This is a genomic window from Chryseobacterium paludis, assembly GCF_025403485.1.
GTDB classification, from domain to species: domain Bacteria; phylum Bacteroidota; class Bacteroidia; order Flavobacteriales; family Weeksellaceae; genus Chryseobacterium; species Chryseobacterium paludis.
Genome location: NZ_CP099966.1, coordinates 3,946,980 through 3,973,667, shown reverse-complemented (window position 1 = coordinate 3,973,667; position 26,688 = coordinate 3,946,980). Strand labels below are relative to the sequence as shown.

The 26,688-nt window shown below is 33.0% G+C and carries 21 protein-coding genes; 7 read left to right on the top strand and 14 right to left on the bottom strand.

The genetic code is table 11. The features are described from left to right. Positions 1–32: 32 nt before the first annotated feature. Positions 33–374, top strand: a complete 342-nt coding sequence (locus tag NG806_RS18065) for a DUF3817 domain-containing protein (protein ID WP_214831165.1) — start codon at positions 33–35, stop codon at positions 372–374. Between the two features lie 33 nt (positions 375–407). On the opposite strand, the gene NG806_RS18060 is transcribed toward NG806_RS18065, so the two are convergent. Further along, positions 408–2,171, bottom strand: a complete 1,764-nt coding sequence (locus NG806_RS18060; RefSeq protein WP_214831164.1) for a carboxypeptidase-like regulatory domain-containing protein — start codon at positions 2,169–2,171, stop codon at positions 408–410. Positions 2,172–2,484: 313 nt separating this feature from the next. Here NG806_RS18060 and NG806_RS18055 point away from each other — a divergent pair, with 313 nt between their 5' ends. The 3 genes from NG806_RS18055 to NG806_RS18045 all read left to right on the top strand — a co-directional run bounded on the left by NG806_RS18055 (position 2,485) and on the right by NG806_RS18045 (position 8,045). Then, positions 2,485–4,746 (top strand): outer membrane beta-barrel family protein, encoded by a 2,262-nt coding sequence (locus NG806_RS18055; RefSeq protein ID WP_214831163.1) that lies wholly within the window; start codon positions 2,485–2,487, stop codon positions 4,744–4,746. A gap of 73 nt (positions 4,747–4,819) precedes the next feature. After that, positions 4,820–7,111 carry a TonB-dependent receptor domain-containing protein gene (locus NG806_RS18050; RefSeq protein ID WP_261510959.1) on the top strand — a complete coding sequence of 764 codons (2,292 nt, stop codon included), beginning with the start codon at positions 4,820–4,822 and terminating at the stop codon, positions 7,109–7,111. Positions 7,112–7,190: 79 nt separating this feature from the next. Further along, positions 7,191–8,045 (top strand): alpha/beta hydrolase, encoded by an 855-nt coding sequence (locus NG806_RS18045; protein ID WP_261510958.1) that lies wholly within the window; start codon positions 7,191–7,193, stop codon positions 8,043–8,045. A 53-nt stretch (positions 8,046–8,098) separates the two neighbouring features. Here the strand turns inward: NG806_RS18045 and NG806_RS18040 are convergent, their stop codons facing one another. The 4 genes from NG806_RS18040 to NG806_RS18025 form a co-directional block, all read right to left on the bottom strand. Beyond that, the gene (locus NG806_RS18040; RefSeq protein ID WP_261510957.1) at positions 8,099–9,310 is read right to left on the bottom strand and encodes a serine hydrolase domain-containing protein; all 1,212 of its coding nucleotides are present in this window, start codon (positions 9,308–9,310) and stop codon (positions 8,099–8,101) included. 23 nt (positions 9,311–9,333) lie between these two features. Next, positions 9,334–11,088, bottom strand: coding sequence for a discoidin domain-containing protein (locus tag NG806_RS18035; protein WP_214831159.1), 1,755 nt, complete (start codon positions 11,086–11,088; stop codon positions 9,334–9,336). A 201-nt stretch (positions 11,089–11,289) separates the two neighbouring features. Next, a complete protein-coding gene (gene ctlX, locus NG806_RS18030) occupies positions 11,290–12,213 on the bottom strand; it encodes a citrulline utilization hydrolase CtlX (protein WP_261510956.1) in 924 nt (307 codons plus the stop codon). A gap of 80 nt (positions 12,214–12,293) precedes the next feature. Next, positions 12,294–13,208, bottom strand: coding sequence for a dimethylarginine dimethylaminohydrolase family protein (locus tag NG806_RS18025; protein WP_214831157.1), 915 nt, complete (start codon positions 13,206–13,208; stop codon positions 12,294–12,296). A gap of 272 nt (positions 13,209–13,480) precedes the next feature. Here NG806_RS18025 and NG806_RS18020 point away from each other — a divergent pair, with 272 nt between their 5' ends. Further along, positions 13,481–13,645, top strand: a complete 165-nt coding sequence (locus NG806_RS18020; protein WP_214831156.1) for a hypothetical protein — start codon at positions 13,481–13,483, stop codon at positions 13,643–13,645. 43 nt (positions 13,646–13,688) lie between these two features. Here the strand turns inward: NG806_RS18020 and NG806_RS18015 are convergent, their stop codons facing one another. The 3 genes from NG806_RS18015 to NG806_RS18005 form a co-directional block, all read right to left on the bottom strand. Continuing rightward, positions 13,689–16,052: a TonB-dependent receptor domain-containing protein gene (locus tag NG806_RS18015; RefSeq protein ID WP_261510955.1), complete on the bottom strand. Its 2,364-nt coding sequence runs from the start codon at positions 16,050–16,052 to the stop codon at positions 13,689–13,691. Positions 16,053–16,131: 79 nt separating this feature from the next. Continuing rightward, positions 16,132–17,193: a helix-turn-helix domain-containing protein gene (locus NG806_RS18010; protein ID WP_261510954.1), complete on the bottom strand. Its 1,062-nt coding sequence runs from the start codon at positions 17,191–17,193 to the stop codon at positions 16,132–16,134. Between the two features lie 116 nt (positions 17,194–17,309). Next, a complete protein-coding gene (locus tag NG806_RS18005; RefSeq protein ID WP_214831154.1) occupies positions 17,310–17,681 on the bottom strand; it encodes a winged helix-turn-helix transcriptional regulator in 372 nt (123 codons plus the stop codon). A gap of 120 nt (positions 17,682–17,801) precedes the next feature. On the opposite strand from NG806_RS18005, the gene NG806_RS18000 reads away from it, so the two are divergent. After that, positions 17,802–18,596 (top strand): SDR family oxidoreductase, encoded by a 795-nt coding sequence (locus NG806_RS18000; RefSeq protein ID WP_214831153.1) that lies wholly within the window; start codon positions 17,802–17,804, stop codon positions 18,594–18,596. Between the two features lie 59 nt (positions 18,597–18,655). Here NG806_RS18000 and NG806_RS17995 read toward each other — a convergent pair whose 3' ends face one another. The 6 genes from NG806_RS17995 to NG806_RS17970 form a co-directional block, all read right to left on the bottom strand. After that, entirely contained in the window at positions 18,656–19,942 is a 1,287-nt protein-coding gene (locus tag NG806_RS17995) for a citrate synthase (RefSeq protein WP_214831152.1), read from the bottom strand. 81 nt (positions 19,943–20,023) lie between these two features. Further along, on the bottom strand, positions 20,024–21,316 hold the full coding sequence (gene eno / locus NG806_RS17990) for a phosphopyruvate hydratase (protein WP_214831151.1): 1,293 nt from the start codon (positions 21,314–21,316) through the stop codon (positions 20,024–20,026). A gap of 262 nt (positions 21,317–21,578) precedes the next feature. Continuing rightward, entirely contained in the window at positions 21,579–23,177 is a 1,599-nt protein-coding gene (locus NG806_RS17985) for a hypothetical protein (protein WP_214831150.1), read from the bottom strand. A gap of 131 nt (positions 23,178–23,308) precedes the next feature. Beyond that, positions 23,309–24,097 (bottom strand): sensor histidine kinase, encoded by a 789-nt coding sequence (locus NG806_RS17980; protein ID WP_214831149.1) that lies wholly within the window; start codon positions 24,095–24,097, stop codon positions 23,309–23,311. 589 nt (positions 24,098–24,686) lie between these two features. After that, complete coding sequence (locus NG806_RS17975) at positions 24,687–25,430, bottom strand: hypothetical protein (protein WP_261510953.1); 744 nt, start codon at positions 25,428–25,430, stop codon at positions 24,687–24,689. A 6-nt stretch (positions 25,431–25,436) separates the two neighbouring features. After that, positions 25,437–26,069: a response regulator transcription factor gene (locus NG806_RS17970; protein ID WP_214831147.1), complete on the bottom strand. Its 633-nt coding sequence runs from the start codon at positions 26,067–26,069 to the stop codon at positions 25,437–25,439. Between the two features lie 179 nt (positions 26,070–26,248). On the opposite strand from NG806_RS17970, the gene NG806_RS17965 reads away from it, so the two are divergent. After that, entirely contained in the window at positions 26,249–26,683 is a 435-nt protein-coding gene (locus tag NG806_RS17965; protein WP_214831146.1) for a hypothetical protein, read from the top strand. Positions 26,684–26,688 lie beyond the last annotated feature (5 nt).

Genomic DNA, 26,688 nt, shown 5'->3' with positions numbered 1-26,688 from the left:
ATGGCTTAGACTTATAATTTATAATTTAAGAAATGAACTTCATCGAAAAATTTTTCTCAAAATATTCTCAGGAAAAAATCATTAAATGGTTTAAACAAATCTGTATTGCAGAGGCAATTTCTTGTTTCCTGCTCTATGGTGTTGCCATGATCTGGAAAAGATATGACGACGACGGATTACTTCCCACAATTTTTATTATTGTAGTTGGGAATATCCATGGTCTTTTCTTTACCATTTATCTTTTGCTTTGTTTACCTGTGAGAAAAATTTTCAAATGGGATGATGAAGATTTCGTATTTGCACTACTTTCAGCATTCTTTCCTTTTGCCACGATATGGGTAGATAAAAAACTTGCCCGCTTCGACAGAGAATAAAAAAAGAGGCTTTAGATAAGCCCCTTTTTGTTTTTAATAATCTCTTTTCACATGTCCCGTTCCATTTACGGTGTGTGACGCTCCTGCACTATCCGTGTACGTTCCATTAAATGTAAAATCTGTGTAAGTTCCTACAGCTCCAGCGCTGGTTACTGTAAATGTGATCTGATTAGTAGTTCCATCAACAGTTATATTTTGGTATGCATTCGAATTATTTGTAACGGTTAAATAGTAATTATTTACCAGAACGCTGCCTGCAAGTAAATCCGCACCCTCATATCTAAAATAAGTTCCTACAGGAACAGGGCTTTGCGCTGAACTAATTAAGTTAGGTGAAACACTAATATTACTTAATATAAGCCTGGTAGCTTGATTATCTACTTTATAACTAATGAACTCTGAAACTGTATTACAGACTACAATATCTCCAAGATTTGTAATAGGCGCAGTTCCTGTAAAGTTAATCTCGCCACTTGTTTGAATATTAGTAATATCAATACCTTCCAATACAAACTGTTGATTACTTGAACATCCGAGAGAATTGATTGAAAAAGTTCCATTGGTCACTGGAACCACAATAGTCTGAAAATAATTTACTGCTCCGGCAAATCTAAGACTAGCAAAACCATCTGTGACATCAGCTCCAGAACAGGTTTTCAATGTTCCTTTGATCGTATACTGATTGGTTGAACTTGTTAAAGAAATATCGGGCAGTACAGTAGTAGCTCCTACGGGAAATGGCCCTACTGTTGAGCTATAAACTACCGTATTGCAATTGTCATAAATTTTTAGTTCAAGAGGCTCACCAGCAGGAACAACTCCCGAAACCATACCATCCCCATCTGTAATTCCATAACTTTCATAAGTCTGTGAATTTCTTTTTAATCCTATCATTGCATTACTCAATGGTTGGCCAGCAGCATTTTTCACTGTAACCTTTAATACCGCTTGCGGAAATTGTGCATCACAGTTCCACCAGGAAAAGTGACTTACATTTCCCACATACGTATTTCCAACTTTAGTTGCGGAACCTTCTTCCTGCCACATTCCTGTAATTTCACTAAATGACCACAAAGGGATTGTATTCGGTGAAGTTGCTAATTGAGCAGCATCTAGTGGGACAGTAATTTCTGCTGTATGACCGGTAGCAATCTGTAGATTTTGTCCAGAACTTCCCGTTAACTGTACATGAAGCATTCCATAGGTTTCCATAACTCTTGAATTTCCGTTCAAATTTGTTGCTAAAAAAGATCCAGGCATTAATTCGTTCAGATACTGATTGGAAGGACTTAAGTGGAATAATGCAACATCTACATTTCCACTATAGGCGTTTCCGGAAGCATCATTAAAACTTCCGTCAAATTTCACTTTTGTTCCGTTCGAAAGAGAAACTGTCGCTGTAGCCCCAGAAGTAATGGATGTTGTAGTAATCGCAGGGATCATCATAATGTTTACCCTACTGTTTCCATTTGTAGGAACTAAAGTACGTGAAGCATTGATATAACCCGCCTTAGTTACTTTGATAAAAGCAAAGTTTTCTTTCACCTCGGCATTTTTAATTATAAAAAGACCTTTAGAATTTGTCTGCACTGTACTTGTTCCAATACTAACTGTTGCTCCGGAAATAGGACTTCCGTTCGTACTTAATACTAATCCCTGAAAATTTCTCTGAGCAGTATTTCCGAAATTAAAATTGGACTGCGGATTTGGCGTGATGTCAGATTCCATGTTAAAATCACTTATACACGAAAATAAGATCAGTAGTATTAATAAAAATAAAGGATAAATTTTTCTCATAAATTATTAATTTTTTTATTGATACTAAAGTAGTCATAAAATAGAATACGAAATTACATTCTCCTTTTTATGTTAATTTTTTCAAAATTTCAGTTTTGATGTAACAACTTTAGCCGTCAAGTTGTCTAATAATAGAGTCAATATAAGGAAGGAAAAATTTTCAATTGAAATTTTAGTAACTGAAAATCAATACTTTATATATGAAATAAAAACATTTTAAGTACTTTGTATTGCATAATACTAGATTTATTATATATCTTTGTAATGTTAAATAATAACAAATACAAGCTATTAACAAATAAAAAATAGAATCATGAAAACGCCCATTCTCTTTGCAGCCATATTTTTCACTGGATTTGTTTTTGCCCAACAGAAATCAGATACTCTAAAAACTAAAAATATAGAGGGTATAAACTTAAAGAAACAGGTCTTCAAAAAACAAAGCGACCGCTTTATTTATGATGTTGCTTCTTCCCCTATTGCTAAAGGGACAAATACCTTCAACTTATTAAAGCAGACTCCAATGATCTCCAGTATTGATGGGAAAACATTAAAAATAATGGGGAAATCAGAAGTTGTTATTTACATCAACAATAAAAAATCCAATATGGATGCGGAGGCATTAATTGAAATGCTTAAAAACACACCATCTGAAGATATCCAGAAAATTGAAGTAATCACTGTTCCAGGTAGTGAGTTTCAAGTTGAATCTAACGACGGGGTAATTAACATTGTGATGAAAAAAAGCAGAAACAATGGTTATAACGGAACTTTAAAAATGCAAAATGAGCAGGCTTATTATAACAATCCTTCTGCAAGTGCTTCTTTCAATTTCCGAAAAGACAAATTAGCAGTTAACACAAATATCAGTACTGGAAGCTGGACAGACAGAGAAAAGTATAGACTTTCTAATGGAAACTCCACTTTTAAAAATGAGTCTTTTGGATTTAATGATGATCCAAATAAAAACTTTGGTGGTAGCGTGAATATTGATTATGAAATTACCAAAAAGCAAAGTCTGGGTTTCACATATAATATGAGATACAATAAAAGTTTCAATTCTATTCTGGATATTACAAACATTCAAAATGGGGTCTTAAAAAACAGAACTGTAAATAATGAAGATGCCCAGACAAGAAATCATTCTTTTAATTTAAACTATGAAATAAAAACGGATTCGTTAGGAAGTAAACTAACTTCTAATATCTCCTATTTATGGTTCAACAGAGACAAATCGAGCATTAATGAAACATTTCCCTTTTATAATGATGACGATAATAAATACGGGGCATTTAAACAATGGGTTCCGCAGATCATTAACAATTACGCAGCCAATGTAGATTACATCAAAAAAACAGCAAAAGGGAATTCATGGTTAATGGGAATTAGCTATAATAATACAAAAACAGACAACGATACCAGACAGGATGTTTATACAAAAGCAAGCGACAGTTTTGTAAATGATTTCGATCAAACCAATCATTTCATTTATAAAGAAAATATTCTAGGTCTTTATCTTACTTACGAAAGAAAATTAAGTGAGAAATTATCCGGAAAAATAGGAACCCGTTATGAGATGACCAGAAGTACTGGTGAGATATTAGGAAAAACAGGTTTTGATAGAAACTATAATAACCTGCTTCCGTATCTTAATTTCAACTATGCAATTAATGCAGACAATAATATAAGCTATACTTTTTCCAGCAGAATAAGAAGACCTCGATTTTGGGAATTAAATCCATCCAGAACTTATTTTACACCAGACAACTACACTCAGAACAATCCGTTCGTTTTAGCTTCTAAATATTATAATCAGGAAATCAATTATATGTTTAAGAATGCTTTCTATGCAAACCTAAGTTTTAACTATGTAGAAGATGCCTCAAACCAGGTGCCTCTGCAGGGGACTGTGACAAAACCTGAAAAAGATGAGAATGGAAAGATAGAACTTGATTCTAATGGGGATCCTATTATGGTTACTACAAAGTTTTTAAGATACATCAGAACTAATTATGGTAATAATAAGCAGCTTGGGTTGACATTGGGAATGAATAAATCCTGGTTCAAAGATATCTGGACAACGAATTACTCAGTTAATCTAGCCTATGCTATGTATTCCGGCACCGTATCTGAAGATCCAACTTCAAGACCCGTACCTGGCCAGACAGAAGTACTTACTCCTTATGTTATCGATGTGAAAAACTTTAATTTTTCTGCTCAGTTCAACAACACCATTCGTCTTTCGTCTAAAAAAGACTGGTTCCTGGGAATTAACTACTTCTATGCTGGAAAAAGCAAAATAGAAATTGGAGAATTAGGAACAAGACAAAGCCTGGATCTTAATATCAAAAAAATCGTAGGCGATTGGACCGTTTTGGTGGAAGTATATGATGTATTTAATCAAAACTTCAATAAAATAAAAGGTATTCAACCTGATGGAAGCTTCAACAATGTAACCAATTTTGAGTATCCAAGAATTTTCAGTGTAGGGGTCACCTATAATTTTGGAAATCAAAAACTGAAAAAAACCAGAGAAATGAAATCAGCCAATGATGCTGTAAAATCTAGAACTTAATATAATAAACTTCTTTAAGATTCTGTCTTAAACCATGTTCAGAATCGAAACCTCAACTTAAAAAAATAAATTCATGAAGACGCCACTACTCATCGCAGCTATATTTTTTACCGGACTAGCTTTTGCTCAGGAAAAAAAAACAGATTCAGTAAAAACTAAAAGTATAGAGGGAGTTACTTTAACGAAACAAGTATTTAAAAAACAAAGTGATCGCTTTGTGTACGATGTTGCCGCTTCGCCTGTTGCTAAAGGAAATACAACATTTGATCTATTAAAACAAACTCCATTACTTTCATCTACCGATGATAAGACATTAAAAATTGCAGGAAAGAATAATGCTATAATCTATATCAATGGTAGAAAAACCAATATGGACGCTGATTCATTAGTTCAATTTCTTAAAAACACACCAGCAGAGAATATCCAAAAAATTGAGGTTATTACAGTTCCGGGAAGTGAGTACCAGGTAGAATCATCTGATGGGATCATCAATATCGTTTTAAAGAAAAAAATGAGCGATGGATTAAGTGGTAACATAAGAATGTCTAACTCTCAAAATAAGTTCAACGGAAGCGATGCCAGTTTTTCAGCCAATTACAGAAAGAATAAATTAGGAATCAGCGCTAATCTTAGTGGTGGCGAAAATATCGGTGCACAATCTTATATTTTAAGAAATGGAAATAGTTTATCATCCAATGAATCTGTAGGTGATATTAATGATCCAAATAAAAACCTTGGCGGTTATTTGAACATTGATTATCAATTAACAGAGAAGAGCAATCTAGCTTTATCTTGGAATACTTGGGCTAATAAAAGTTATAATTCTACAGTAAATTTATTTAATACTATCCGCTCTTATGATGATAAGAAAAAAGATTACATTACTAATTATACTAATTCCAGAAACAAGGAAGATGCAAGATCTTATAACAATTCAGTCAACTTAAATTATGAATTAAAAACCGATTCTTTAGGAAGTAAATTGAATGTAAATGCTGCTTATCTTAATTACAAAAGATTTCAGTTTACTGATAATAAAACTTATCTCGCCAATTCACTTGGCCAAGACACAGGTCTTAGTCAAACCATTTATCAGAACCTTCCACAGATAATCAATAATTTTTCTGGGACAGTAGATTATATCCAGAAATTAAAAAATGATTTTACGGTTTCCATAGGAGGAAATTACAATAAAACGAAAACGGATAATGACACTAAGAATGACACTTATAGGGTAAATCCCCCTGCTCCAATAAAAAAAGAAGAACACATGCCTAATCATTTTATATATGATGAAAATATTTATGGAGCCTATTTAACAATAGAAAAAAAATTCTCCGATAAGCTTTCTGGGAAAGTCGGAGCAAGGTATGAAATTACAAAAAGTTTAGGGACGGTTAACGCTCCTCTAAATCCGGATAAGACGATGCAATACCAAGAAATAAAAAGAAATTATAATAACTTTTTACCCTATCTAAGTTTCAATTATGCTATTAATGACAGCAATAATATATCATATTCATTTTCAAGTAGAATGAGAAGGCCTAGTTTCTGGGAAATAAATCCAGTTCGAAATATTTTAACCGATGATAATTACACTCAGAATAATCCGTTTGTAAAGGCTTCTTCTACCTATAACCAGGAATTAACCTATATGTATAAAAGCTCCTATTTCTTGATTTTGAATCATTCATATTATAAAGATCAGATTACTCAGGTTCCATTACAGGGTTATCCCGTAGCACCGGATGGAACAGTTGGACCAAGAAATGTATTGCGTTACATTAGAACAAATTTCGGGGATAAACAAGAAATGTCTGCAATGTTAGGAATTCAAAAATCATTCTTTAAACAATACTTGACCACTAACTTCAACATTGGTTTTCAACATAACATCAATAATGGCAGTCTTGATACTGATCCAACAACCGGAGAGAGATTTAAAAATAAAGAAGGTGAGTTTATTACGTATACAAACAATATCAGATCTACAAGCATGGTCATTCAAACTAATAACACAGTACGTCTTGATAAAAAGAAAACATGGTTCTTAGGCGTAAATTATTTCTTTGTTGATAAACAGCAAATAGAACTTGGAATGCTGAAGAACTTAATGAGCTTGGATCTTAGTTTGAAAAAAATCTGGAACGAATGGACTTTTGCACTCAATGTAAATGATGTTTTAAAAACAAATATTGTAGAAATTGAAGATTATCAAGCCAATGGAAACTACAATTATGTAAGAAACGATCAATACAGAAGAGGTATGACTTTAAGCATCACTTACAATTTTGGTAATCAAAAAGTTAAAAAAGTAAGAGACATCGAGGGTGCTTCCGACGCCATCAAAAGCAGAACAAGATAAAAAAACATTCATTTCTTCATATCAATTATTTTATGGTAAGCTCGCTGATTTCTCAGCGAGTTTTCTATCTTTAGCCTGTATGAAAAATTTAATTATCATTTTTAGCTGGTCGTTAATACTGCTGTTCAGTATCGGTTGCAAGAAAAAAACGATAGATCTCGGTAATAAAATCTCTTTCGAAAGTCAGGAAAATATTTCTTACGGCAATGATTCTGAGCAGAAAATGGATCTGTATATTCCTTCTAATTTAAATTACAAGCCCGATGTCTTTCTTTTTATACATGGCGGTGGCTGGCGTAGTGGAAACAAATCTCAACTCACATTTTTCGCTTTATCTATGATGCAAAAATTTCCAAAAGCCATTTTTGCGAATATCAATTACAGATTAGCATCAACGACCCATTTTGCCATTCCAAATCAGACCGATGACATCAGCAGTGCTATTGAGCATTTAGAAAAAACATTAAACTATAAACCAAGATTTGTGCTTTTAGGTAACAGTGCTGGTGGTCATTTATCAATGCTCTATGCCTATAAATTTGATAAAGATAAAAAAGTAAAAGCTGTTATTAATATTGTAGGACCTTCCGATCTGGCAGATTCTGGTTTTAAAAAATATTTCGATTATGCATTTGTTGAAAAGCATTTAATCAACCCAAAAGTTCTTTCTTCAGGAACATCTATGACCAGTTTTATCAGTCCTGTGAAATGGATCAATACTACCTCAGCTCCTACTCTTTCTTATTACGGAAAAAATGACCAGGTCATCCCAATGTCACAAAAGGTAATTTTAGATTCTATTTTAGACAAAAACGGGATATTTCACGAGTCTTTTGGCTTTAAAGGAGGACATTTGGATTGGGACAAAGAAAATAACAGCTCTTTTCTAATTACCAAAATTGATCAGTTTCTGAAACAGGTGGACAAAAAGTAAACGCTCTGAACAGGTCAAAGCGTTTTTTTATTTAAATATTTAATTCTGATTCTTTAATATTTAAGAGCTTTTTTAGCTTCAAGGGCTGTAGTATTCAAAGTAGAAAGACATTTGGTAAAATTGTCCATATTTCTCAAGTCCCAAAAAGGTAGAAGAACTACAACGGAAAAATCTGTTTCAGGATCGTAAAGCATAGTTGAAAGATAACCCTCCGTAGCTCCATTATGCCCATATCCCACTCCCGGAACATATGAACATCCTAATGCATAATCAGAAGTTGTTGCCGGTCCTTTACTTTTTTTCATTTGTTCTACACTTGATGCATTAAGAACATTCTGACTTTTCATCATACTTCTTATGTAATCAGAAAGTGTAAGCATGGTCCCTACACCATTTCCCTCTGCAACATGAGCACTTGCATTTTTCTGATCGGTTATTTCATTATGATCTGTATATTTAATAAAGCCCTTTACATAAGGAATCGGCAACTGCTGATCAGGTGCCAATTCGGGGAATTTAATATCTAACGGAATCTTCGAAGAAGGTCCTACAATATGATCGTACATATAATTTCCATACGTTTTAGAAGTGTTTGATTTCTGAGAATAAACTCTTGAAATTATCTCTCCTAAAATTGAAAATCCTGTATTTGAATAATGATATACTGTATTGGGTAAGCCATACGTAAGATTATGATCTGTTAGAAGTTTCACATATTCCGTAGAAGTAAATTGATGATCGGGAAAATTCTCAAGCATATAATCTGCATAGGTTTCCCCATTTACATTGTATTGAGAGGTATCGTTTGTTACATCATATATTCCTGCGTTATGTTGTAGAATCTGACGAATGGTAATCTGATTTTTATTCGGAAAATTCCATTCTGCTGTATTGGGTACATAAGGAACATTTGTTCCGGGAATATTAGCTGTAATTTTATCATCAAGATGAAGCCATCCATCCTGCATCATTTTTAAAATAGCTGTAGAGGTAAAATTTTTAGTATTACTCGCAAAACGAAAGTTCGTTTTCTTAGTTACAAGAGTTCCATTATTTCCCGTCACTGTACTAAAATAGGTTCCTTTTGGAGAAACAATATAAACACTTAGTGACGGAACATCTGTATTCAACTCTTTCTGAAGATCTGTATGAATCTTCCTTATCGCCGTATCGAGATCAGTTTGATAGTCTTCAACTTCACTACTCTTACACCCCAGGAAAGCGAGTAAGAATAGTGAGATTGATACAATTTTTAGTTTTTCCATGGTTATATCGTTAATTTTTAGTTTTATTCTGATTTCATAATCTCCGTTCTTTCAGAAATCCCATTGGCATTAAACGCTTCAATTTGGAAATAGTAAGCATCTGTTCTATCCGCCCCTGTGAAAAAATATTCATTTTTGCCGTAAACCATAATGCTTCCATATAATTTATCCGGAGATTTCCCCCAATAGATAACATAGCCATCAGCTTCAGAATTCTGTTGCCATTTCATCCATATACTTCTTCTTTCACCATATTTTTTGGCATCAGCCCGTAAAGGAACAAAGTTCTCGACTTTTGCAGGTTTTGTGCCTTCTCCTTTTCCGAATACTCTAAAGCCACTTAATGCAAATTTTCCTGTAGGCATTTTCAAATTTTCTATTTTTAGGAATCTTGCTTTAGCCGGTTTTTCAAGTTCTACATAATCGTGTGGAACATCCTTGGTATTTTTACTTTTATCTACAATAACATTCCATTTTTTACCATCGTTCGAACCATAGATTTTATACTGATGCATCTTTCCTAATGTCTTTCCTAAAAACTCTACATCCTGATCAGCATAATTAATCTGAATAGCATTGATAGTAGATACATCACCCAGATCAGTCTGAAACCATTCACCTTTATTTCCTGTTTTAGCACTCCAATATGTTTTTATATCTTCATCCACGGCATAGTTTGAGTGATAACCACCTAAAGTCGAAGAAACCTGAACCGGCTTATTATAGTTCAACAACATCCATCCCGTAAAAAGACCTTTGGAAAAATCTTTACCCTGAGCATATTGCGGAAGGTAAGTTGGATAATCTCCGTATGATGTATTGCAATACATTACATCATCTTTATCAAAACCTGCAGGCCAGATCCCCAACCTTCTTTCAAAATTATTTTTAGTGGAAATAAAAATCGTTGAAATATGCCACCAGTTTTTATAATTATCCTCAAAAGTTGCTCCATGTCCGGCTCCTCTTGCAAAACCACCAGGTTTATAGGAGAATGGATTATGCTGCTGGTATTCGAAACCCTCAAGAGGATTTTTACTGACATATACCCCATCAGAATAACCACTAAATTCGGTAGCCGGAGCTCCATACTGCATATAATATTTGTTATTATGTTTTGTCATCCAGGCACCTTCAACAAAAGGCTGTAGAAACACATTATCATTGTATTCTCCAAAACGCTCCCAACCATGATCTTCAGGTTTTAATCTTAATATTGGTTTTACAAAACCTTCAGACTGTAAAGTTTTAACTTTTACCTCGGTTCCTAATAAAGGCCATTCATTACTTGAACCCCAGTATAAGTATAATTTATTTTTATCTTCATCATAATGAAAAGCCGGATCCCAAGCTCCAACTTTTAAAGTATCTACTGCAATTTTCCAGTCATCTTTGGTCGGATTGGTACTTTTCCAAATTGGAAAATCCTGTTCCCAGGTAGAGCCAAAAACGTATAGGGTATCTTTCATTGCCCAAACTGCAGGTGCATTAAGATCGTGAGTATATTTATTATCTCTAAGAAATTTCCTTTTTACAAACTTCCAGTCAAGCATATCATCACTATACCAATAGCCTTCCTGATTGGTGGAAAAAAGAAATAATTTATTTTTAAAATTAACAATAACAGGATCGGCCGTAGCACGATGCTTCCCTTGCTTTGAAAAAGACTCAAAAGGAGTATATCCATAGTCTATATTAATTGGGTTGCAAAATGTTTTTTGCTGAGCATTCAAACTGATTCCCAATAAAACAGCTATCATAAATAAGTACGTCTGCATCTTCATAATTTTTACTTAAAATACAAATTTAACTAACTTTTTTCGGTTTTACCCACATAAAGCCGTCTAAAAGGTAATGGGGTAGTTTATACCGAATCATGAAACTCCAATTTTTCATAAAAAAACTTCTAACCCATTTTCAGAATTAGAAGTATTACAACTTGGATAGGAAATCCAAGCAATTATTTTTTATACAATAAATTATTTCCTAGGAAGGAAAACTTCCGCCAGCATGCAACGGGCACTTCCGCCACCATTTACTTCGATTGTATTTAAATCTGAATAAATGATTTCACAATATTTTTCAATTGCTGAGATCTGGTCTGTGGTTAATGATTCATAAGCAGTCTGACTCATTATCAAGAATTTCTGTCCCTCTTTATTTTGGACCTGAAGCATATTTCCTGCGAACTGCTGCATCTGTTCTTCAGAAATTTCAATAATTTCCTTTCCTGAATTTTTAATCGTTTCAATTACCTTGCTTCTTTCCAGTTCACTATCGATGCAATCTAAGCAGATTACTACAAATTTGTCTGCAACACACATCATAACATTAGTATGATAGATAGGAAGTCTTTCTGAACCTACCGTTTGAAAAGAATGGAAAACAATAGGCTCGAATCCATATTTTGCGCAAAAATCTCTGAATAATTTTTCATCAAGTCTTAGAGAAACAGATCCATATGCAATCTTATTATCATGATCGAAGATCATACTTCCAGTTCCCTCTAAAAAATGTCCCTGAATTTCAGGAAGTGACCAATCATCAATTTCGGTTATTTCAAAACCTTTATTTTTTATTGTTTCTAAAATATCCTCTCTTCTTTCTACTCTTCTGTTTGAAGCGAACATAGGGTATAAAACTACTTTTCCATCATTATGGAAGCTTACCCAGTTATTGGGGAAGATAGAATCCGGAGTGTGGGGATCCAATGTATCTTTTATAGTGATCACATTGATTCCTTTGTTTCTTAACTTCTCAGCAAAAATATTGAATTCCCCAAGAGCTTTAGCCTGAACATCTGAATCTTTCTGTTCAACCTGAAAATAATTGTTTTCTGCAGTTTCTGCATTATAGCCGAAAGCGATCGGCTCTATCATTAATACGGTATCTGTTGTTTGCATTGTTTTTTAGATTTAAAAATTAAAAGATTGAGAGATTTAAAGATCAGAAAAATCATTTACCCTCACTCTCTTATTAATTACTATTCCCTAATCAAAGGCATTGTAGAGCAACGTAGAAGACCACCCATTTTTGAAATTTCACGATATGGGATTTCTTCTACAGTCATTCCCCATTCGTTTCTCAAATGGTTATTCATTCTTGTGAATGTCTGATCAGAAACTACTATTTCAGGAGAAATAGAGAAGATATTAGGAAACATTTCAAACATTTCTTCATCCGTAAGGTGGAAGCAATTCTCTTCTCCAAAAATATCTATGATCAAACGATAATCACTCTCATCTACGAAACCATTTTTATAAATAAGACATTTATCTTTTCCAATGGGATTAAATGTACAATCCAAATGCAGGATTCCCTCGAAAGGAATTTTATCATTTTTCTTTAGCTCTAAATCAATGATCCTTTTTTTTGGAAAATATTCTTTTAGAATTTCTATAGCGTATTCGTTGGTTCTTGCTGTCTTATAGTTTCTGTAATCTTCACTGAAACAAGTGCCTATAAATAGAAAGTCATCCCAAACAATAACATCTCCGCCTTCAATATGAGCTGTTTCCGGAAGATTAATGATTTTTCTCCAAGCCACTTTTTCAAAAACTTTTTTATAAGCTTCCTGTTCATCAGCTCTGTCTGCAATTACGTTTGAAATAATCATTTTATCGTCAATCACAAAAGCTACATCTCTTGCGAAAACCTGATTGTAGTCATTGATAATGCTTGGACGCAATACCTCTACATCATATTTTTTCAATACTGCTTCAAAAGCATTCATTTCATCAATAATATCCGATTCTTTAGGATATATGTTGTGTTCGATTGAGTAATATGATTTGGCATCATAACTTTCCTCAAGGGTGGGAACGGGTCCCAAAGAATTAGGTTGGCCCAGAACAACTGATTTTAACCTCCCCGTTTCGTTTTTAATATTTAGTTTCATAAAGATTTATGCAATATACAAATATAGGTAAAGGTCTCTACCTGGAAAACTTTTGATTTAGTTTCTACCGAGAATTTGTTTTATATTAAAATATGGTATCATCAGCAATATCTCCTAATGACTAAGTTGCGTAGAATAAAGTCTATAAACGACTGTTTATCATCTATATTCGACTCAAAAAAGAGTATGCTATTTAAAAATAACTTCCTATATTAGTGATATAATTTTCATGAAAAATTAAAACTTTATTATTAACATCAAACATCAAAATCATGAACAAGACAAATCCAGTGCTAAGAAATGCACAAAAACTTGGAAGAGATCAACAAAAATCAATTATTGGAGGTGCTGGCCCAACTAAGCCAAGATACTGCTGTGAATGGAATGACGACGGAAGCTGCAGAATCTGGACGTGCGGAAACTGCGTATGCCCATAATATTTAAAAACAAAAACCTGCTAATTTTATAGCAGGTTTGTTTTTATCTTGTCCTATTTTCTTCATCAGATCTCTGAATTTCTTTACCTTGATATTTGGAACTCCCGAAATTATAACTTATCGCAATCAGTAATCTCTGACTATCCCACCAATGGATAAATCTGTTATCCATAATTTGTTTATGCCTAAATTCTACACGCTGGTCATAAGAATCAAAAATATTATTATAGCTGATCTTTGTGTTTAGTTTATTTTCAAACCATGATTTTTGAACAGAAAGATCTACCGTATATCTTGGTTTTATAATGTAAAGGCTATTCCCAGTTTTTGATTCATAATTAGCAAAAAGATTTACTGTATATCCTTTTGGTAAAGAAAATACTTGATTAAGCCTTAACTCATAATTACAAATTTTCAATGCGAATACTTCATCCAGATAAGGTCGAAACTCATAATTGTAAAAACCTGTGATTTGTGTATTTATATTCCACCATCTGGCAATTTTCACAGGGAAACTAACTTCCAAATTAGCAAAATTACGATAAGGCAAATTTGTTCCTAAATATTCTAAAACATTGGTTTTAGGATCATATCGTGGATACCGAACCATCACATCGGTTTCTTTTCCTATACTTAAGCTTGTTATCCAGTTTTTATAACGGTAAGTTGCTTTAACCTGGCTGGTAAATGATGGTTGTAGATAAGGATTCCCAATCCAGTAATTCAGTGGGCTGAAATAAAACCTGAAAGGGTTGAGTTGTGAAAAAGCCGGCCGAGTAATTTTACGGCTATAGGAAATAGATAGCTCGTTCGATTTATTAAAATTGTAATTTACACTTAAAGAAGGCAGCCACTTTAAATAACTTCTTGCAACAATAGAGTCTGAACTAAATGCATTAGAAATGCTTTTTGTATTTTCAAATCTTATTCCCGCATTGATATGAAGCTTGTCAAATTTCTGACTGTAAGCTAAATATCCTGCCAGTACCTGTTCTTTATATGAGAACTTATTGCTGCGTGTCGGGTCAAAAGTAAATTGGTTATTAACTGATAAAGTATCATATCTGATATTGTTGTTGGTATTGGTATCACTATATTTTATTCCGGTTTCAAAATTGGCATTTTTTACTTTTTGAGTAACATCAATCTGAGCAGTATAGATATTTATGGTATTGAGTAGATCCGATTTCCAATAGGACAAAAGTGCTGAGGTTGGTAAATCTTTACTAATAAAATCATCCTTTTGTTTATTACTTACTGAAAGGTAATTTCCAAGGAAATTAAGTTTGAAATTTTTGCCAGTGAAAGTATAATCAGCCGTCATCCCATAATTATCCTGAATATAATCAATAGGGTTTTCACTTCCGGTATCAAAGACCAATTGCGTCTCATTTTTATTAGTGGTATATAATGAGCCTGTTCGCATACGATCGCTATTTCTGAAATTACCTCTTAAAGTAAATCCTAATCTGTTTTTATCATTTAACCGATAATCAATTCCTGTTTGAACCGTAAGAATTCTTGCCTCATCTTTTTGATAGGTACCAGTTCTCATTACATTAGTATTAGCGAGCCGTTGTAATGCATTATATCGATATGTTGAAATCCCTTCGTTATATCCAAATTGTATTTGGTAGGCAACTTTTTCAGTGTTGTATGAAGTATTGAAAGTGTTTTCTCTATAATTAAACTTATTAATGGAAATGCTTCCGTTATAGGTTCCTTTCCAACCAAGGTTTCCATTTCTTTTTAGTCTGATATCAATAATACCTTTGAATTCTGCATCGTATTTAGAAGAAGGATTGGTATTGACCTCTATAGATTCAACTATTTCAGGGGACAAGGACCTTAGGTAAGCCTGAATTTCCTGAGCACTCATAACAAGAGGTTTTCCATCAATAAAAATGGCCGGGCTTATTCTTCCGCCAATGAAAATACCATCCTCCTGATCAACGGTGACGCCTGGTGTTTTCCTTAATACTTCCAGGACATGGGTCGAAGTCTTAAAGTCTTTATTATTGGCAACATTCATTACCATATTTCCATCATTCAATTTTATATTACGGGATGGAGACTGTATGACTACTTCAGCTATGGTATTACTGACGGGAATCATTTCAATGATAAAAACCTCGCTGGCCTTATCTACTATTTTGGTTTCATAACCCGCTTTTTGTGCAATAAAATAATAGTCATCTTCAACCTTTTCAAACTGAAAACGTCCTAAAGAATCGGTTATTTTTTTATCGACAGGTTGATTACTTAACTTATTTAGGAGGGAGACCTCTACCCTATAAAGATTTTCCTTCGTTTCCGAATCCAATATTTTTCCGTTGACAACTTTCTGGGCATTGGCAAAGAATGATAAAAACAACAGCATAATTAAAGTCCACAATCTGAGGCTCATAAATTTTATATTTTATGGGCCAAAAGTAGAATTCCCGAATAAAAATAGAGTTTTGAAGTTTAAATTCCGAAGTGCGGAATTATAAATTTGAACCTTGGAGCTCTTTTACAGAAGGTGTTTGAGATTGTCGATACAAAAGTGGTGTTGTATTTTTTATCTTTTTAAATGTTGAGAAAAATGTTGATTTAGAATTAAATCCTACTTCATATCCTATCTCTTCAATTTTTAGATAAGAGCCATTTTCGATTATTTCACAAGCTTCATTAATTCTGTATTCATTGATGTATGTTGAGAAACTTTTCTCCAGATTATCATTCAATAATTGTGAGAGCTGATGCGCTGAAATATTCATTTTCATTGCTAAGTCATTCAATTTCAAATTGGGGTTTTTATACAATTCTTCAGAATTCATCAGTCTCTCTAGTTTTGAAACAAAGTTATCTGCTCGTTCATCGGATATCTTTTTATTGGAATATCTGTTCGATTCTTTTACTTCAATCGACTGATATTTTTTATTAAATAGAATCAGAAAGTTTGCATACAAAACAAATGAAAATACAATACTTCCTCCTGCACAATATATTTGAACCCATCCTGTAGAAATTAACTGATAGGTTAAAAATATAATCACATTACTCAATAAAACAGGAAGGATAAATTTATGCGGTTCTTTTGAACTCTTCCCTGACAAAATATAATATTCATACACAGATAAAAGAACAAAAATTGTCCAGATAGAATAAATAAAAGTTCCAAAATAACTGTCCCAGGTAATAGGGAAAAATAAATACAAAAGACCAACGATTCCTAAAATCATTGTCAAAATACCAAAAGGTTTTCGACAGTCTTTAAGAACAAATTGTTTTTGTAAAAAAGAGGACCGAATGTAATAATACAAGGCGGGTCCGGTAAAAAAAAGTGCTGATAATCCCAGGTGAGGAATAATTCTGGGTAGATCAGGATAAAAATAAATGCATACAGATATTCCGACCCTAATGCTTAATGTCAATAAAATTAATCCTAAAAAGAAATCTGGGATGTATTTAAGTTTTTTAACAAACAGCAGGTAAATTCCCAGTAAAAGCCCATTAAAAGCTCCCACTGCACTAAAGAAGAATAATAACTGTTGTCCGAAAGTCATTGTAAATTAGTTTTTTATATCCGTAAATTTAATGAAATTATCATATTCCGTGTTATATTAATAACATTAAAATTCAATTCGATAGATGAAGACCATATAATTAATTTAAGTAAGAACTATTCATTTATCTTTTGATTTAATCTACTTAAAATAGAAGCTCGTAAACGTTCTTCATTCTTATCACCCCACTGTCCTAAAGCAGAAATTACGGGTATTAAAGTCTCACCAAAATCTGTAAGACTATATTCAACTTTAGGAGGTACTACAGGATAAATCTTTTTGGTAATTAATTCATGTTCTTCGAGCTCTTTCAAATGAACATTCAAAACTCTTCTGGAAGCATCTGGTATCTTCCGTTGCAATTCACTTGGCCTTTTACAGCCTTCTTTGATGAACCATAGCAAACGGATTTTCCATTTGCCATACAGGACTTCAGCTATAAGATCCAGTCCACAATTTAAATTAGGAGGAATTTTTCTTTCATACATTCAACAAAATTACTCAATGTTATAAAAATTACAATAGGGGATTAATTAATCCCTATATGAATCGTATTTCCCTACTTGTATGAATGTATCATACGTCTGAAATTTGTATAAAAATAAAATATGATACAACAATTCAATTTCAACAACGAATTATCTGGTAAGATCGCTTTAGTCACCGGAGGTACAAAAGGAGCGGGTAAAGCAATTACAGAAAGACTATTGAATGCTGGTGCTACAGTTATTGTCACGGCAAGAAATAAACCTGAATTTGCAGATGAAAATCTACATTTCATTTCTGCAGATTTAAGCACCTCTGAAGGAACACAAAAAGTGGTAAGTGAAGTGTTGGAAACCTTTAATAAGCTCGACATTTTAGTGAATACACTTGGTGGATCGGAAACCCCGGGTGGTGGTTTTTCGGTGCTTACAGATCAGGATTGGGAAACTACTTTACAAACTAATTTATTAGCTCCAGTTCGTTTAGACAGGGGACTTTTGCCTCAAATGATAAAACAAAAATCCGGCGTCATTATTCATATTGCCTCTATACAGGGGAGATTACCTTTGTATGATTCTACATTACCTTATGCTGCTGCTAAAGCTGGCTTAATAAATTACAGTAAGGGTCTTTCAAAAGAAGTTTCATCAAAAGGTGTACGTGTTCTTACAGTTTCTCCGGGATGGATTATGACCACTTCCGCAACGCGAATGATGGAACGAATAGCAGAAAGTTCAAACACTACAATCGAACAAGCAACCCAGAGTGTAATGGACGCTTTAGGTGGCATTTCTATTGGAAGACCTGCGCAACCAGAAGATATTGCAGAATTTGTCGGTTTCCTGGTATCTCCAAGAGCAAGTTACTTAACAGGAACAGAATATGTAATTGATGGTGGTACAATTCCAACGATCTAGTCAGAAAATAAAAAATCCCAAAGCAAGCTTTGGGATTTAATTTATTATTTAAACAGATATTATCTGTTTACCATATCGATATAGTCTCTTTGTTGAGCTCCTTGATATACCTGTCTTGGTCTTCCGATCGGATCTCCTTTCAATCTCATTTCTTTCCATTGAGAAATCCATCCTGGAAGTCTTCCTAATGCAAACATTACTGTAAACATTTCTGTAGGAATTCCTAAAGCTCTGTAGATAATACCTGAATAGAAATCTACGTTTGGATATAGCTTTCTTTCGATGAAGTATTCATCTTCAAGAGCTACTCTTTCTAACTGCATTGCAATATCTAAAGCTTTATCCTGAATTCCTAACGCATTAAGAATATCATCAGCTGCTTTCTTAATGATTTTTGCTCTTGGGTCGAAGTTTTTGTAAACTCTGTGTCCGAATCCCATTAGACGGAAGTTATCATTTTTATCTTTAGCTTTAGCAACATACTTAGATACATCACCACCATCTTTTTCAATTAATTCAAGCATTTCAATTACTGCCTGGTTAGCTCCACCGTGAAGTGGTCCCCAAAGCGCAGAAACACCTGCAGAAATAGAAGCAAAAAGACCTGTATGTGCAGAACCTACCATTCTTACTGTAGATGTAGAACAGTTTTGTTCGTGATCTGCGTGAAGAATTAATAATTTATCTAAAGCACCCACAACTACCGGATCTACTTCAAAGTCTTCGTTTGGTAATCTGAAAGCCATTTTGTAGAAGTTTTCTACATAGTTTAAGCTATTGTCACCATGATTAATAGATAACCCTTGAGTCTTTCTATAAGTCCAGGCACAAAGGTGAGAGAATTTGGCGATCATCAATTCAGCAGCATGATCCATTTCTTCTTTAGAATTTACGTTAACAGCTTTAGGGTTAAAGGCAGTTAATGCAGAAGTTAAAGAAGATAAAACTCCCATAGGATGAGCAGAACGAGGAAAAACATCAATGATCTTTTTCATTTCATCTGCGATGAAGTTATATTTTTTAATATTATTTTCGAAAGAACCGTATTGATCTTTATTAGGTAATTCACCATGTAATAAAAGGTACATTACTTCAGTAAAATTGGATTTTTCAGCAATCTGTTCAATTGGATATCCTCTGTAAAGCAATTCTCCTTGATCTCCGTCTAAGTAAGTGATGTCGCTAATTGTAGCTCCAGTATTTTTATAACCTAAATCCAGGGTTATTAGACCGGTTTGGTCTCTTAATTTTGAAATATCTATCCCTCTGTCTCCGATAGTACTATCCACGATGGGATATTCATATGAATTACCGTCGTAATTCAATATAACTTTGTTGTCTGACATTATTTATTTTTTTTTAAATTTACTAAAATTCCATAAAAAAACAGCAAACAAATTATCGTTCGCCGTTATTTATATTTTCAATTATCTTTTGATTTTAAATGCTTCTAATCCTGGGAAAATAGCAGTTTCACCTAATGCTTCTTCAATTCTTAATAACTGATTGTATTTAGCCATTCTATCCGATCTTGAAGCTGAACCAGTTTTGATCTGTCCGCAATTCATTGCCACAGCTAAGTCAGCAATTGTAGAATCTTCTGTCTCTCCTGATCTGTGAGACATTACAGAAGTGAATTTATTGTGCTGAGCCATTTGTACAGCATCCATTGTTTCAGAAAGAGAACCGATCTGGTTTACTTTTACAAGGATTGAATTTGCTATTCCTTCTTTAACACCTCTTGCTAATCTTTCAACATTGGTTACGAATAAATCATCTCCAACCAACTGAACTCTGTCTCCTATTTTATCTGTTAGCATTTTCCAACCATCCCAGTCATTTTCCTGCATACCATCTTCAATAGAGATAATCGGATATTTAGCAGCCAATTCTGCTAAGTAAGAAACCTGCTCACTGCTTGTAAACTGAGCTGCATCAGGAGTCTGGAATTTTCTATAATCATAAATTCCATCTTTATAGAATTCTGAAGCGGCACAGTCTAAAGCTAACATAATGTCATCACCAGGCTTATATCCAGCTTTTTCAATAGCCTGAAGCAATGTGTCCAGAGCATCTTCAGTTCCTTTGAAAGTAGGCGCAAAACCTCCTTCATCACCTACTGCAGTAGATAAACCTCTTGAATGAAGAATAGATTTTAAACTATGGAAGATTTCAGTTCCTTTTCTCAATGCATGAGAGAAAGAATCTGCTTTTACCGGCATGATCATAAATTCCTGGAATGCGATAGGTGCATCTGAGTGAGATCCCCCGTTGATCACATTCATCATAGGAACAGGAAGTGTATTTGCATTCACTCCACCTACATATTTATATAAAGGCATTCTTAATTCCGTTGCCGCTGCTTTAGCTGCTGCTAACGAAACCCCAAGAATAGCATTTGCTCCAAGATTTCCTTTATTATTGGTTCCATCAAGATCGATCATGATCTGATCCAGAAGATTTTGATCAAAAACAGGCAGACCCACCAATTCAGGAGCAATTACTTCTCTTACATTCTCAACAGCTTTAAGGACACCCTTTCCATTATATTCTGAACCACCATCACGTAATTCTACCGCTTCATGTTCTCCTGTAGAAGCTCCGGAAGGTACCGCAGCACGTCCCATTGCACCACTCTCCGTGAATACATCTACTTCAACTGTAGGATTCCCTCTCGAATCTAAAATTTGTCTCGCTTCAATGTAAGAAATGTAACTCATAATTTTTCTGTTTAAACTATCCGCAAAAATGCTTCCAGTTGTTTATTATTAATTAATATACTTGAGTTACAAATTTAATGAAAAAAATAGTGTCACGAAAAAAGTAGACTTTAATATTTGGTAATAAAACATAAAATTCCCCAAAGTTTTCATTACAAATTGGGGAATTTAAAAATGCATCACATAGTAACTGATTTTCGTCACTTATTTTATTGGATTAATTCATATTTTTCTCGTTCATCCGGAATAAGTCATTTAGAATCTAATATGTTATTTGTGCCCAAATATAAGTTTCATTGTTAGCTCCTGGAATTCTTGCTATTTTCTGTATTATAAATGTCCTGTTTTCTTTGAGAACATCTATAATTGCTCCTTTATTCCAGTCCTCGTCTTTTCTTTCCGGATGATTATCTCTGATATTTGCATCTGTATTTACTGAATATTTTGAATCTATTTTCAAGTCGTAAATACTATTTATTTTTAGTTCATTAATTATTGACTCTAATACTATCGAACTATTATTAATCGTCCCGATATATATCCATTTTTCATTTTTAATATTTTTATTTTCAACTCCATCGGTATATTTATCTTCCAACTCTTTACTTATTTTCTGTAAATCATTTTGTTTAGGTGTTACAGTGATCTTATTTAATTTTTGTTTTATTTTGTCACAATCTCCGCTAATACAGTCCGAAACTATTTCTTTTGCTTTTGAAAGTTTGTTAAGACTTAGCTGATGTATTGTAGCTTCTATAATACTTTTCTCATTTGGCCTTGTATCATTTGCAGGGGTCTTAAAAATGTTTGTAGCCACACTATCTAGTTTGATGAGACTATTAACGGAAGAGTTATCCTGTATAAATTTTGAATAATTAACAAGCCTTTCCTTATTTTGTCGTATACGAGTAACTTCCAAATTATATAAATCCTTAGATGCTTCTTTCAAGTTTTTAATGACATCTTTTTTCCACTCATCTTCATCCCCAAGTTTTGCATTTTCAATATTTTGTTTCAATAAATCAATTTTTTCAATGTTTGCATAAACCGAAGATTCTAAATTACTTCTATACTTATCTAATACAGGGATTATTTGTGGAGCAAATGTAATTTCTCCATCAGCATCACCATCTTTCATAGTTTTAATAAATGTTAGAACTGCTTTAAAATCAGCAAATGTTGAAATATCGAAATTATTATTTTCTGGTAAAGGAACCCGTGATTGTAGCCCCGTAATACCAATCGTTTTAATTGAAATATCTACCTTTTTTTTATTACTTTCAACATCCATTGCCAATTGAGCTAAAGAACCAACTCCATTTCCCTTAAATATAATATTTGAATCGTGAATGGTGAACTCAGCTCGAATTCCTACAGCATAACGGATGGTAGGTAGCTTATAGCACATAATATCTTTATATTGAAGGAAATCAATAACAAGATAACTTAACTTTTCACTTGCAGAAACATTTGCAATACCAAAAGCATTCAGAGCTGCCTTATTGTTACTTGTGAAGAAATATTGTTTAAACTGAAAACCGGCATCTAAATCTTTCAATTTTCTAGGTAAAGAAAATTTACAATTTACAAAACCCTTTTTCAATAGCTCATTTTCAGCAACCTTTCCTCTTTCAACTATTTTTCCCATCAATGAGATTGAATCATCAATACTTTTAGTACTTAATCCAAAAAGAATATTCTTTACGGCATCATATTCATTTACTGCTTGTGAGTAATAATAATCATCCGCATAAATTACATCATTTTCCATCACAGCTTTATTTTTTGTAAAACTGTTATTGTAAATACCGCAGGAATTTAGTACCACGATTAAAATCAAGAAAAAAAATTTAGTTTTCATGGCTTTTAGTTTTTAAAATTATATTTCAAATTTCCCACTAAATTAGACGCTGGTCAATTACACAAAAGGGTGATTATAATATGAGACAGCACCATTTTATTGGTGCTGTCTCATATTATATTTTTATAGAATTATATCTTAACTGTAAAAATTAAAGCAGTTCCTTTTTCTGAAGATGAGATTTGGTATTCTCCATCTAATTCTTTCATTCTCCGCTTCATATTTCTTAGACCATTCCCTTCAGGTTTATTGTTATCAATGCCAATTCCATTATCTGAAATTTTCATATTAAATTCATTGCCACTTTGTAGGAATGAAATTTCTAATTCACTTGCTTGACTGTGTTTATAAATATTATTTAACGATTCTTTTAGGCAGAGAAACATATTCCTCCTTAATTCAGCTGAAACAGCCGTATCGGAAATAACATCACCATCTTTTATTACAAATTTCATAGATGATTTCTTTAGGAAATTTTCAGCATATATCTTTGCATAAGTAACAAAATCACCAACAGTATCATTTCCTGAATTTAGATTCCAAAGCATTTCGCGCATCGAAACATTCATTTCCTCAGAAGTCTTTAGCATCTCATCAATGTCATTTCTTAAATCCCCATCCTCTGCCTTTTGTTTTAAAAATTCAGCCTGAAGCTTCAATGCCGAAATCCCTGCTCCAAGGTCATCGTGCATATCATGTGAAATCCGTTCCCGTTCCTGTTCTATTGATCTTTGTTTCTCAAGTTCTTTCTGGAGAAGCTGGTTTTGGTGTTCAGCTTCTTTGAGCTGTTTTTCCTTTATGTATAGTAGTTGTTTTCTGTTGTATAATAAAACTATAAAAATGATAAACCCAACGAATAGCATCATAACAATAATTGCTATAATATAAGTTTGCTTTATTTCCTCTGGTAACACTTTCATAATTTACACAATAGTCCTTTAAAAAAGATTATATAAGATGTAATCGTAACCAGTTGAAATATCTTATTTAATACAGCAAGAAACTCGTCATCTGATTTTTCAAATAAATACATAGGAGTTACTCTAAATAGAAAAAAAACAGCCCAGAGTAATAAAGATACACTTACCCAAAAGAATTGTTTAGATATTATGGGGATCTGACTATTATTTTTAAACTGGTTAAATAACCAAATTAGACCACAAAGTATAAATATAAAAGACATCATTATACCCAAATTGATAGAATATCCTTTACTACTAGGGTATAATACAACTCCAACAATTAATAGTACTGCATTTGATATGTACCTAATAAAGCGTTTTTCATTATACAGTTCTTTTAGATAAACATTTATGAAAAATAATGAATATACTATAGGCGATGTTGCATAAATTTCAACACCAATCACTCTAAAATAAAATAATATTTCATAAAATAAAACCAGTAGAAAGTATAGCCAAAAGCAATTATGCCTTGCCTTTTCATTATAAAATGAAGCAACAAGACACATCACTAGTAAAAAGTAATATATAAAATCTTGTATCATAGTTAACAAGTCCCTGGAGGACAAAGATGATAGGTATCAAAATAATAATTTGGATCTGGAATAAGTGTACCATCTATCTCACTTACAAAATTCATTACTAATGTTACCCTATTAAAGAAATCACTGTTGGATCTATCTTGGTTAATTCCAGTCACTAATTCCACTTGTGGATTATTTTTCCCTACTTTAAATTGATTAAATTTTTCCAGATCTATCTTATCAATCATAATTTTGGTAGGGCATATATGGCCATTAGGGTTTTTCTTTATGTCCAGTAAATTTTTTAGATTCCCTTCAAACAACTTCCTTTGATTAACAAAATCACTCATTATGTTGCCACCGTTTACTCCATTGATATAATAGAACTGTTTATCAGTCGAGTTCCCATAAGCAACATCAAGATTCTTTTCTCTTTCTAATAAAAAAATGTCAATTTTATTACTTCCTTCATCCAACAAAAAATTTACAATATTGGGCTGAATAACAAACACTTTTTGTAAATATGAAAAGCTTTGACGGTTAAACATTCTAATTGAACCTTCTCCTATAGGTGCAGGTACAGGATTTGGATTCCTATAAAAATTCACCAAATTTAAGATATCCAAATCTCTTTTCTTACCAATTGAATCAATGTTTGAGATAGATGAACATAGATCTGAAATTGATATTAAGTCTTCTTTAGTGAGATTATTCAGATTATCAAATATTAATTTAATAATCTCTCTTTTTGTTTCTAACGTTCTCATGGTTTCTTAGTTTTTAAAATGGTTAAATTTATTGATCGCTTCTACTTTATTGCTTACATGCAATTTTCTATAGATATTTCCGACATGCTTTTTTACGGTATCCATGCTAATGCATTTCTGATCTGCAATTTCTTTGTATAACAGTCCTCGCGAAAGGAGTTCAAGAATTTCCTTCTCACGATTGGTCAGTTCATCATATCCTTTTACATCTGTGATCTTCTTTTCAAAATGATTCAAGACCCTTCTTGCTATAGAAAAGCTCATGGGAGCACCACCATTATATACATCACGGATAGAAGTAAGAATCTTATCCATGCTTTCTCCTTTTATAAGATAGCCCATTGCACCAGCTTTTAGGGAATTGAAGATCTTTTCGTCATCTTCAAAACTCGTACACATAATAAACTGAGTATCCGGCATATCCTTACGTAATTTTTCTATGATTTCAATTCCAAGCATATCCTGAAGCTGAATATCCATCATGACAACGTTGGGAGAAATTTTAGAGAGATTGTTTAGTGCATCATTTCCATCATAAAACTGAGCGATCACTTTCATGTCAGTCTGGTAATTGATGACTTTCTTCAACGCATTGTTGTAGTTTTTTTCATCTTCTACTATAGCTATGGAAATGCTCATGTCCGTTATTTTTGTTTAATACAAATTTCAACAGAAAACAAAGTAGAATCAATTACACTTTTGTGTAATTTTAAATTTGAGTTCGTGGTTATTGGTTTGTTTTTTGTTTTTACTAAATTTAATCAAATTTCTCTTATCATTAAGAATTAATTAAATTGAACATATTAAAAATAATATACATGAAAAAAGAACTTCTAATAACAGCTTCACTTGCTGCATTATCATTTGTAAGTTGTAAAAAAGCTGAGAGTGGAAATAAAAACGTTCTCAAAATTGATAGCTCTGCTTCCATAATTACAGATGCCAATGGGAAAATTGACTCAGCCTCCGAAAACACATCAATTGTTGATGTGAATGGCAAAAGAATTGAAAAAACAGATTATGTTTATAAAGCAACCGACGGATCTTTGGTAAAAGTTGTTTTTAAGAATGATCCGAAAGAAACTACTGTTGCTATAACAAGTAATAAGAAAACCTTTACTCTTCCTAAAACAGAAAGCAAAGACGGGGAAACCATTTATAAAAAAGATGATATGACCGCAAGAGTGAAGGGTGATAGTTTACACCTTGAACAGGGTAATAATGTGATTGAATTGAAAAGAACGAAGATCTAATATGA